At 68.9% G+C, this 10,043-nt stretch carries 10 protein-coding genes; 6 read left to right on the top strand and 4 right to left on the bottom strand.

Features of this window, described 5'->3' with window-relative positions:
* Window positions 1-57: 57 nt before the first annotated feature.
* Entirely contained in the window at window positions 58-324 is a 267-nt protein-coding gene (locus tag MT490_RS09460) for a succinate dehydrogenase assembly factor 2 (protein WP_297386436.1), read from the bottom strand.
* Here MT490_RS09460 and recG point away from each other — a divergent pair.
* Window positions 266-2,458: an ATP-dependent DNA helicase RecG gene (gene recG, locus MT490_RS09455; RefSeq protein ID WP_297386433.1), complete on the top strand. Its 2,193-nt coding sequence runs from the start codon at window positions 266-268 to the stop codon at window positions 2,456-2,458. The genes MT490_RS09460 and recG overlap by 59 nt on opposite strands.
* Window positions 2,459-2,463: 5 nt before the next feature.
* Here the strand turns inward: recG and MT490_RS09450 are convergent, their stop codons facing one another.
* Both MT490_RS09450 and tyrS read right to left on the bottom strand, forming a co-directional pair.
* Window positions 2,464-2,787: a PilZ domain-containing protein gene (locus MT490_RS09450; RefSeq protein WP_297386431.1), complete on the bottom strand. Its 324-nt coding sequence runs from the start codon at window positions 2,785-2,787 to the stop codon at window positions 2,464-2,466.
* Window positions 2,788-2,882: 95 nt separating this feature from the next.
* Window positions 2,883-4,109 (bottom strand): tyrosine--tRNA ligase, encoded by a 1,227-nt coding sequence (gene tyrS / locus MT490_RS09445; RefSeq protein WP_297386428.1) that lies wholly within the window; start codon window positions 4,107-4,109, stop codon window positions 2,883-2,885.
* A 32-nt stretch (window positions 4,110-4,141) separates the two neighbouring features.
* Here tyrS and MT490_RS09440 point away from each other — a divergent pair, with 32 nt between their 5' ends.
* Genes MT490_RS09440 through MT490_RS09420 form a run of 5 tightly spaced genes read left to right on the top strand, consistent with a single transcriptional unit; the run spans window position 4,142 to window position 9,629 of the window.
* Window positions 4,142-4,681: a DOMON-like domain-containing protein gene (locus MT490_RS09440; protein ID WP_297386425.1), complete on the top strand. Its 540-nt coding sequence runs from the start codon at window positions 4,142-4,144 to the stop codon at window positions 4,679-4,681.
* Window positions 4,678-5,871: a DUF1343 domain-containing protein gene (locus MT490_RS09435; protein ID WP_297386423.1), complete on the top strand. Its 1,194-nt coding sequence runs from the start codon at window positions 4,678-4,680 to the stop codon at window positions 5,869-5,871. The genes MT490_RS09440 and MT490_RS09435 overlap by 4 nt, the downstream gene beginning before the upstream one ends.
* Window positions 5,872-5,908: 37 nt before the next feature.
* Window positions 5,909-7,084 (top strand): hypothetical protein, encoded by a 1,176-nt coding sequence (locus MT490_RS09430; protein ID WP_297386420.1) that lies wholly within the window; start codon window positions 5,909-5,911, stop codon window positions 7,082-7,084.
* A 35-nt stretch (window positions 7,085-7,119) separates the two neighbouring features.
* Entirely contained in the window at window positions 7,120-8,238 is a 1,119-nt protein-coding gene (locus MT490_RS09425; RefSeq protein ID WP_297386418.1) for a DUF2336 domain-containing protein, read from the top strand.
* Window positions 8,235-9,629, top strand: coding sequence for an ATP-binding protein (locus MT490_RS09420; RefSeq protein ID WP_297386416.1), 1,395 nt, complete (start codon window positions 8,235-8,237; stop codon window positions 9,627-9,629). The genes MT490_RS09425 and MT490_RS09420 overlap by 4 nt, the downstream gene beginning before the upstream one ends.
* 37 nt (window positions 9,630-9,666) lie before the next feature.
* On the opposite strand, the gene MT490_RS09415 is transcribed toward MT490_RS09420, so the two are convergent.
* On the bottom strand, window positions 9,667-9,984 hold the full coding sequence (locus MT490_RS09415; protein WP_297386414.1) for a hypothetical protein: 318 nt from the start codon (window positions 9,982-9,984) through the stop codon (window positions 9,667-9,669).
* Between the last annotated feature and the right edge of the window lie 59 nt (window positions 9,985-10,043).

Below are 10,043 nucleotides of genomic sequence, written 5' to 3'. Positions count from 1 at the left end.
TCGGTGAGACGGACAGGCCCCACCCCCAACCCCTCCCCTGAAGGGGAGGGGCTTTGGTTATCGCGAAATCGGTACGTAGTTCAGTGTCTTGAGCGCGTTCATTATCGTGCCCTCGTAGCGTTCGGGGACTGCGGCAGTTCCCATCGCCCAGGCCATAATGTCGACGTCCTGCTCCTCGAGCATCGCCTCGAACAGGTCGATCTCAGCATCGTTCCAGCGTTCGGCGTGGGCGTCGAAGAAGCCGCCGATCAGCAGGTCGGCCTCCTTGACCCCGCGGTGCCAGGCACGGAAGCGCAGGCGCTTGAGGCGGTGTTCGCGATTCACAGGATCTCCAACGCAAATCGGCCGGCGGCGCTTTGAGCGACCGTCGGCTTCGGTTAGGGCTGAGATAGTCATGCGGCCGGACATTCTCAATCCACTGTTCGCGGAAGTCACCGCGCTGAAGGGCATCGGCCCGGGGCTGGCCAAGCCCTTGGAGCGACTCGGGCTGGCGCGGGCGGTGGACGTCGCGTTCCACTTGCCGACCGGATTCATCGATCGGATCGAGCGCGACGAGCTGATGGCCGCGGATGCGGGACGCGTGATCGCGATCCAGCTGACTCCGGTGAACTACAACATGGGCGGCAGCGCCCGCGCGCCGGCGCGGGTGCATGCGATCGACGTGCACGGCAATTATGTCAGCCTCGTCTATTTCGGCGGCAATTCGGGCTGGGTGAAGAAGCTGCTGCCGCTCAACGAGCCGCGCTGGGTGTCGGGCAAGCTCGAGCAGTACGGGCAGGACCTGCAGATCGTCCACCCCGACTATGTCCTGCCGCTCGACCAGAAGGACGAGGCGGGCGGGCGCGAGGCGATCTATCCCTGCTCGGAAGGAATCACCTCGCGGCGGATCGCGGCGCTGGCGGCGCAGGCGATCGAGCGCGCGCCCGAACTGCCCGAATGGATCGAGCCAAGCCTCAAGGCGCGGCATGGCTGGCCGGGCTGGAAGGAGGCGCTGGCAGGCATTCATGCCGATCCCGCCGATGCCAAGGCGCGCGAGCGGCTTGCCTATGACGAGATCTTCGCCAACCAGTTGGCCTTGCTGCTGGTGCGCGGTGAGGCGCGGGCCAAGCGCGGGCGGGCGCTTGCGGGCGACGGACGGCTGCGCGACCGGCTGAAGCTGCCTTATGCCCCGACGGGCGCGCAGGCGCGGACGATCCGCGAGATCGAGGGCGACATGGCGCAGGTCCAGCCGATGCTGCGGTTGCTCCAGGGCGATGTCGGATCGGGCAAGACGCTGGTCGCGACAATGGCGCTGCTGATCGCTGCCGAGGCGGGTGCACAGGGGGCGATGCTGGCCCCGACCGAGATCCTCGCACGCCAGCATTTCGAGACGCTTACGCGCATGCTCTCAGGGCTGGACGTGAGAGTCGCGATCCTCACCGGGCGCGACAAGGGCAAGGCGCGCGAGGCGACCCTGATGGGGCTCGCCGACGGTTCGATCCACATCCTCGTCGGCACGCATGCGATCTTCCAGGAGGGGGTGCGCTACAAGGATCTCGGGCTGGTCGTGGTCGACGAGCAGCATCGCTTCGGAGTCGCCGAGCGGCTGATGCTCCAGGCCAAGGCGCAGGTGCCTCCGCATCTGCTGGTGATGACCGCGACGCCCATCCCGCGCACGCTCCAGCTCGCGACGCATGGCGAGATGGACGTCAGTCGATTGGACGAGATGCCGCCGGGGCGCGAGCCGATCGAGACCAGCGTGATCTCCGAAGACCGGCTGAGCGAGATCGTCGAGGCGCTGGGGCGGCACCTCGCCTCGGGCAAGCAGGCGTACTGGGTGTGCCCGCTGGTCGAGGAGAGCGAGAAGGTCGATCTCGCCGCTGCCGAGGCGCGTGCTGCGGAGCTGCAGGCGCGGTTCGGCGACCGGGTCGGGCTGGTCCATGGGCGGATGAAGGGGCCTGAGAAGGACGCGGTGATGGCGCGCTTCGCGGGCGGTGAGACCGGCGTGTTGGTGGCGACGACGGTGATCGAGGTCGGCGTCGACGTGCCCAATGCGACCCTGATCGTGATCGAGCATGCCGATCGCTTCGGGCTGGCGCAGCTCCACCAGCTGCGCGGGCGCGTGGGGCGGGGCGGGGGCAAGTCGCATTGCGTGTTGCTGCGCGGCGGCGGGCTGAGCGAGACGTCGCGGGCGCGACTGGCGCTGATGCGCGACACCAATGATGGGTTCCTGATCGCCGAGCGCGACCTCGAGTTGCGCGGGGGCGGCGAACTGCTCGGCACGCGCCAATCGGGCGAGCAGCAGTTCCGGCTGGCGACGCCCGAGACGATGCAGGCGCTGATCGCCGCGGCCAATGCCGATGCGCGGCTGCTGGTGGATCAGGATCGCGGGCTCAAGACCGCGCGGGGCGAGGCGGCGCGGACGGCTTTGTACCTGTTCGAGCGCGACGCCGCGGTGGCGTTGTTGCGGGCGGGGTAGGCCTCTTACTTGCCCTTCAGCAGCTGCGCGACGAGTTCGTAATAGGTCGCGAGGTCGATCGCGGGGTCGAACTGGGCGCCGAGGCGCCCGCCGAGCCACCAGCGGACCTCGGCGACCACCGAGCCGGCCGCGGGCAACACGATGCGAAGCCGGTCCCCCGCCTCGAACGGCGTGTCGCAGCGCGCCATCAGACCGTGCGGCGAGATGTTGACGATCAGGAAGGTGAGCTGGCGCGCATCGGGACCGAATGCGCGTGCGCGGTAGTGCACGTCGTCGCGCATTTCCCGCCGATTGTCGGCGATGGCCAGATTGCCGATGGTGAAACTCACAGGCGCCTCGCTAAACTTGAGGTACGGTTACCTTATAGACGACGCCTGTGAATTCCGTTCAAACAAAGCTGATTAACATAGACTTACGGGCAGATTCAGGCCGGCACGAGCAGGCCGTGCTTCTTCTTGCCGAAGCTGATCTTGACCTGGCCGGCCACCGTGACCGTCGCGGCCGGATCACCGACCGGCTGGTCGTCTATCCGGATCGCGCCCTCGGCGATCTTGCGCCGCGCTTCGCCCTTGGAGGGGCACAGCCCAAGCGCGAGCAAAGCGTCGACGATGTTGATGCTGCCCTCCGCCACCTGGTGGCTGGGAAGCGCGTCGCCGGCAGCGCCTTCCTCGAAGGTGCGGCGCGCGGTCTCGGCGGCTTCCTCCGCGGCAGTGGCGCCGCGGCACATGGCGGTGGCCTCGTTTGCGAGGATCTTCTTGGCTTCGTTGATCTCGGCGCCTTCGAGTGCCTCCAACCGGGCGATCTCGTCGAGCGGCAGATCGGTGAACAGGCGGAGGAAGCGGCCGACGTCGCGATCGTCGGTGTTCCGCCAGAACTGCCAATAATCATAGTGCGAGAGCTGGTCGGGGTTGAGCCAGACCGCGCCCGACATGGTCTTGCCCATCTTGCCGCCGTCGGCGGTGGTGATCAGCGGCGTGGTGACGCCGTAGACCTCGGCGCCGTCGACGCGGCGCGACAGTTCGATGCCGTTGACGATGTTCCCCCATTGGTCCGATCCGCCCATCTGGAGCCGGCAGCCGGCGCGGCGCGACAACTCGAGGAAGTCGTAAGCCTGAAGGATCATGTAGTTGAATTCGAGGAACGACAGCGACTGCTCGCGATCGAGCCGCAGCTTGACCGAGTCGAAGCTGAGCATCCGGTTGACCGAGAAATGCTGGCCGTAGTCGCGCAGGAACGGGAGATATTCGAGCGCGTCGAGCCATTCGGCATTGTCGACCATCACCGCATCGGTGGGGCCGTCGCCGAAGGTCAGGAAGTTCTCGAACACCGTCTTGATCGAGGCTATGTTGCCGGCGATCGTCTCGACCGTCATCAGCTTGCGGGCCTCGTCCTTGAAGCTGGGGTCGCCGACCTTGCCGGTGCCGCCGCCCATGAGGACGATGGGCTTGTGGCCCGCCTGCTGGAGCCGGCGGAGCAGCATGATCTGGACGAGGCTGCCGACGTGGAGCGACGGCGCCGTCGGGTCGAAGCCGATATAGCCGGGAACGACCTGGCGCGCGGCAAGGGCATCCAGCCCCTCGGGGTCGGTAACCTGGTGGATATAGCCGCGCGAAGAGAGCAGGCGGAGCAGATCGGACTGGAATTCGGTCATGATGCCGCGCCGCCTAGCATGGAGGAAGTGCCTTGGGGAGAGGATTGGGCAATGGGACGCTGGTACCGCATCCCGATTTCGCGCCTTTGTCGGTGCAGGGCATCGACGTGATGCTGGCATGCGGCGGCGACGGGCGCTGGCTGATCGAATATCGGGTGCAGGGCGCCGGAGACCTGGTGACGCCCGCGCCCGCCCCGGCGCGCCGCGCGGATGAATTGTGGAAGGCCACCTGCTTCGAATTGTTCATCCGCCCTGAGGAGGGGAACGCCTATTACGAGTTCAACTTCGCCCCCTCGGGCGAATGGGCGGCCTATCGCTTCGGCGGCTATCGCGCGGGCATGGTCGACCTGCCGCTCGGCCCGCCGGCGATCGAATGGTGGGGCGGGGAGATGCGCGCGGCGGTGGACCTTTCCGGCCTGCCCGACGGCGACTGGTGCGTCGGCGTTACCGCGGTGATCGAGGAAAAGGGCGGCAAGCGCTCCTTCTGGTCGCTCACCCACCCGCCGGGCAAGCCCGACTTCCACCATGAGGCTTGCTTCGCCTTCGAAGTCCCGGCAGCGATGCGGGCATGAAATTCGGCATCGATCGGCTGCTCGCCGACCCTGAACTCCGCAGGCCCCTCCAGGGCAAGCGCGTCGCCTTGCTCGCGCATCCCGCCTCGGTCACCGCGGACCTGACGCACTCGCTCGACGCGCTGGTCGCGACGGGGCTCAACGTCTCGGCGGTGTTCGGGCCGCAGCACGGCGTTCGCGGCGACCTTCAGGACAATATGATGGAGTCGCCCGACTTCACCGATCCGACCTACGGCATGCCGGTGTTCAGCCTGTACGGCGAAGTGCGGCGGCCGACGGGGCAGTCGATGGGCACGTTCGATGTGATGCTGGTCGATCTGCAGGATGTGGGGTGCCGGATCTATACCTTCGTGACGACCCTGCTCTACGTGCTCGAGGCCGCGGCGGCGCACGGCAAGGCGGTGTGGGTGCTCGATCGGCCCAACCCGGCGGGGCGGCCGATCGAGGGGCTGACCCTGCTGCCGGGCTGGGAGAGCTTCGTCGGTGCGGGGCCGATGCCGATGCGGCACGGCATGACGCTGGGCGAGATGGGGGCGTGGTTCACCGATCAGTTCAAGCTCGACGTCGATTATCGCGTGATCGAGATGGAAGGGTGGGCGCCCGAGGCAGCGCCCGGCTTCGGCTGGCCGGCGGAGCGGCCGTGGATCAATCCGAGCCCCAATGCAGCGAACGTCAACATGGCGCGGGCCTATGCGGGCACGGTGATGCTCGAGGGGACGACTTTGTCCGAGGGGCGTGGGACGACGCGTCCGCTTGAGCTGTTCGGCGCGCCCGACATCGATGCCAAGGCGGTGATCGCCGAGATGCGCCGGTTCGCGCCGGATTGGCTGGCGGGCTGCACGCTCCGCGACATCTGGTTCCAGCCGACCTTCCACAAGCATGTCGGGCAGCTCTGTTCGGGCGTGTTCTTTCATGCCGAGGGGCCGGCTTACGATCATGCGGCGTTCAAGCCGTGGCGGCTGCAGGCGCTGGGGTTCAAGGCGATCCGGCGGCTCTATCCGGACTACGCGCTGTGGCGCGACTTTCCGTACGAATATGTCTTCGACAAGCTGGCGATCGACGTGATCAACGGCGGGCCGGGCTTGCGCGAATGGGTCGACGATGCCGCGGCGGCGGGCGATCTCGACGCGATCACGCTTCCCGACGAGGCGGCCTGGGCCGAGGCGCGCCGGCCGTTCCTGCTGTACTGATTGCGCAAGACAGCCTGAGGGCTTAACGAACCGAACCATGCTGGCGGGGCTGATTTTTGCGATCGAGGAGGCGAGCGACCGGCCGGGGACGCTCGTCGCGACTCTGCCGTTCGGCGGCATGACCCTGCTCGAATATCAGATCAGGCTGCTCGCCGGGGCGGGCGCCGAGCATGTGCTGGTCGCGGTCGGCAAGATGACGCCGGCGTTGCTCGCCGCGGTCAATCGCGCGGGACGGCGCGAACTCAGCGTCGAGATCGTGCGCTCCGCCGAGGAAGCCGCCGAGAAGATGCAGGCGGACGCGCGGGTGCTGGTGATGGCCGACGGGCTGGTCACCACCGATCCGGTGATGGACCGGATGGGCCATGACGGTCCCGAGGCGCTGCTCGTCACCGACGATGCCGATTCGCCCGCGGCGATCGAGCGGCTCGACATGCGCGATTGCTGGGCGGGCGTGGCGCGCATCTCGGTCGGCCAGCTCGGCCAGATCGCGCAGATGCCCGAGGATTACGACTTCCAGTCGGCGCTGCTGCGCGTCGCGGCGCAATCGGGCGCCGAGCACGTGCCGCTCACTGCGAACTGGCTGCGCAGCGGCCATGCCGTCGAGCACAGCGCCGAGGGCATGGCCGCCCGCAACACCAGCATCCTCGCCGCGCTGACCGAGCGCCGCATCGGCTGGGCCGATCGCTGGGTGTTCACGCGCATCGCGCGGATGGCGCTGCCCGAGCTGGTTTCGCGCAATTTCCCGGGCTGGGGACTGCTCGCCGCCGGGGGCGTGCTGGCGCTGCTTTCGTTCACCGCGATCGGCTACGATTGGGAGGGAACGGGGCTGATCGTCTCGCTGCTTTCCGCGGCCACGCTGGCGACCGGCGGGGCGATGGCGGCGCTGCGCGGCGAGGAGCGGCGCGCGCGGGGGATCGAATGGGCGCTGCTCGTCCTGTTCGGCGGCGTGGTCCTTGGCTGCGGCTGGATGGAGCGCGCGCGGCTCGACACGACCACGCCGTTGGTGCTCGCGGTGGTGGCGCTCGCCGCGCAACTGCTCGTCGAGCGTGCGCCTTCGCGTCACCGGCGCTGGTGGGCGAGCCCGTCGGCGCATCTGCTGCTGCTGACGCCCTTCGCGCTGGCCGGCCTGGCCCAGTTCGGGCTCGCTGCCGTTGCACTCTATGCGTTCGTCACCCTCGCCGCCGCGGTTGAGGGCACCCGTGAAAAAGCTTAGCTTCGCTTTAATCACATTCCGCTAGTCAGAGGTCGATGTCGGATAACCCCGTCGACATAACCCCAGGCGCCACCGACGGCGCTACCCCGCTGCTCGTGCGCGCGGCGGCTGCGGAGACGCGCGTCCATCACGGGCTGGCGGTGGCGATCCAGGATTTCTTCCTGCCCGAGGAGGCGCGGCTCGACGAGCGCACCCGCGCTGCGCTGGCGCTGTTGCTGCGGGCGCTGATCGAAACGACCGAATCCGATCTCCGCGAGCACGGCGCGAAGCTGCTGGGCAGCCGCGGGGAGACGCGCCTCGCCGCGGCGATCCTGCGCACCGAGGCCACGGTCTTCGAGCGGCTATATGCGTCGGGACTGCTGCGCGATGCCGCGCTGATGGCCGAGCTGATGGCGCGCGTGCGCCAGGATGCGATCGCCGCGGCGCTGCCGATGAACGCCCCCGACGATCCCGAGCGGCCGAGCCTGGTCAACCGATTCGTCCAGCATCCCGATCGCGCGCTCGCGAGCGGCGCGATGGCGGTGCTCGTCGCCGAAAGCCGGCGGCGCGGCGGTCCCGATGTGGGGCAGCTGACCCACACCGACCTGCCCGCCGATCTGCACCACCGGCTCGTCTGGTGGGTGGCGGCGGCATTGCGCGAACGCGTGGGCGCGGCCGCCGACGGCGCGCTGCCGGTGCTCGACCGCGCGATCTCGGACGCGGCGCAGCGCTGCCTCGCCGCCTATGACGAGGGCGAGCGGCTCGAGGCGGCTGCGATGCGCTTCGCCACCGCGATCGACGCGCAGCCGGACGAGCTTCCTAAATTGCTGGTCGAGGCGCTCGGCGATCGCCGCATCGTCCTGTTCATCGCGCTCTTCGCGCATGCGCTGGGCGTGAGCTATGCGATCGGGCGCGAGATCGTGCTCGATTCCACCGCAGACCGGCTGTGGTTGGCGCTGCGTGCGCTCGAACTGGGCCGCGCACGGATCGCGCAGATCGGCTTTGCGCTCTGCGAAGCCGATCCGCGCCGCGACGTCGAGCGCTTCGCCGACACGCTCGATTCGATCGCCGCGATCCCGGCCGACGCCGCGCGCGAGGCGATCGCACCGCTGCGGCTCGATCCCGACTATCGCGCCGCGATGCTGGCGCTCGAACGCGCGAACGGTGTCGCATGAACGCGATCGACCGCTCGCTCCCCGTGTCGTGCGGACGGCTGGACCATGAGGGCCGGCTGATCGATGCCGAATCGCGGCTGGCCGAGCTCAACCAGCGCGCGGGCGGCGAGACCGGCGCGCCGCTCGCGGTGCCCCCGATCGCGGCGCTGGCGCGGCTCGCGCAGCGGCTGGGCATCGCGATCTCGCGCAATGTCGTCGCCGCCGACGGCGACGACGATCTCGATCTCTGGGTCCGCGCCGATCCCGAGGAGGGCGGCATCCGGCTCGAGGTGAGCGGCTGGCGCCAACGCCCAGCGTGGCGCGCCTCCGCGAGCGACATCGAGCGCGAGGGCGATTTCTTCCGATCGGCGGCCGACTGGCTGTGGGAGACCGACGCGTCGCTGCGTATCACTTTCCTCTCGATCGAGGCGGGAGAACGCTACGGATTCGATTCGAGCGAAATGCTCGGCCAGCCGCTGACCCGGCTCTTCCATCTCGAGCAGGATGCAAGCGGCAATCTGCCGATCCTCGACGCCGTGGCGGCGCAGGCGCGTTTCGACGGGCAGAAGGCCGAACTGCGCGGCACCGGGCGGATGGTGCGCCTCGCCGCGACGCCACGCAGCGATCCGGGCGGGCGCTTCGCCGGCTTCGTCGGCGCCGCGCACATGCTCGAGGCGCCGCTGCCGCCCGAACCCGGCCCCGATACGCCGCTGCCGGCGCCAGCGGCTTCGTTCGGCGGTTTCCCCGATTCGTTCAGCCAGCGGCTCGATCGCGCGCTGCGCGGACCGCTGGGCAAGATCATCGCCAATGCCGACAGCATCAGCGCGCAGCTCGAAGGACCGCTCAAGCCGGACTATGCCGAATATGCCAGCGACATCGCCAATGCCGGGCGGCATCTGCTCGGGCTGGTCGAGGATCTGGTCGATCTGCAGGCGATCGAGCGCGAGGATTTCGCGATCCTGCTCGAGCCGATCGACCTCGCCGACGTCGCGCGGCGGGCGGCGGGGTTGCTCGGCGTGCGCGCGGCGCAATCCGAGGTGCGGATCGACAAGCCGGCGCTCGACGAGGCGCTGCCGGTGACTGGCGAGTTCCGCCGGGCGCTCCAGGTGATGGTCAATCTGATCGGCAATGCGGTGCGCTATTCGCCGCCGGGGGCGATGGTGTGGATCCGGCTGGAGCGCGACGGCAGCAAGGGCTGCGTGATCGTTGCCGATCAGGGCAAGGGCATCGCGCAGGAGGACCATGGCCGGATCTTCGAGAAGTTCGGCCGAGTCGATCCTGACGAGCCGGGCGGCAGCGGGCTCGGCCTCTATATCGCGCGGCGGCTGGCCCGTGCGATGGGTGGTGACCTGACCGTCGACAGCGCGCCGGGCATGGGCGCGCGCTTCGTGTTCTCGCTGCCCTGGCGGTGAGCGAGGCGCCCGCCGGTCTCGGCGAGCGCCCCATCCTTCACCAGCCGCGGCGGCAGACCGTCACGCGGCCCTGATAGCGGCGCCATTCGGTCCAGCAGCGTCGGTGGTGGTTGCGATAATAGCGGCCGCGGTCATAGCGACGGCCCCGGTCCCAGCGGCGCCGGTCGCCGCGGTCCCAGCGATCGCGGTCGCGATAGCGATAGTCGTCGCGATACCCATAGCCATAGCCGTAACCATAGTCCTGGGCGGCGGCGGCGCCGACGACGGTCACCGGCGCGGCGCTGGCGGTACTGGCGCCGGCGACGCCCGTGACGGCGAGGGCCGCAGCGGCGATGATCCTGACAATGCTCCTCATTTTTCTCTCTCCTCTATCCCGCAGAATGAGGAGGATAGGCGCCGCCAGGCTTCGCCAAG

Origin of the sequence: Sphingomonas sp., from assembly GCF_026460985.1 — a bacterium.
In the GTDB taxonomy this organism is placed as follows: domain Bacteria; phylum Pseudomonadota; class Alphaproteobacteria; order Sphingomonadales; family Sphingomonadaceae; genus Sphingomonas.
The sequence above is the reverse complement of the archived record's forward strand: the minus strand, read 5'-3'. Positions and strand labels throughout refer to the sequence as shown.

Coding starts and splice junctions, on each gene's coding strand:
- MT490_RS09435 (WP_297386423.1), top strand. CDS start 4,678: ATGAAATTCGGCATCGATCGGCTGCTCGCCGACCCTGAACTCCGCAGG.
- MT490_RS09425 (WP_297386418.1), top strand. CDS start 7,120: ATGTCGGATAACCCCGTCGACATAACCCCAGGCGCCACCGACGGCGCT.
- MT490_RS09420 (WP_297386416.1), top strand. CDS start 8,235: ATGAACGCGATCGACCGCTCGCTCCCCGTGTCGTGCGGACGGCTGGAC.
- MT490_RS09430 (WP_297386420.1), top strand. CDS start 5,909: ATGCTGGCGGGGCTGATTTTTGCGATCGAGGAGGCGAGCGACCGGCCG.
- MT490_RS09415 (WP_297386414.1), bottom strand. CDS start 9,984: ATGAGGAGCATTGTCAGGATCATCGCCGCTGCGGCCCTCGCCGTCACG.
- tyrS (WP_297386428.1), bottom strand. CDS start 4,109: ATGACCGAATTCCAGTCCGATCTGCTCCGCCTGCTCTCTTCGCGCGGC.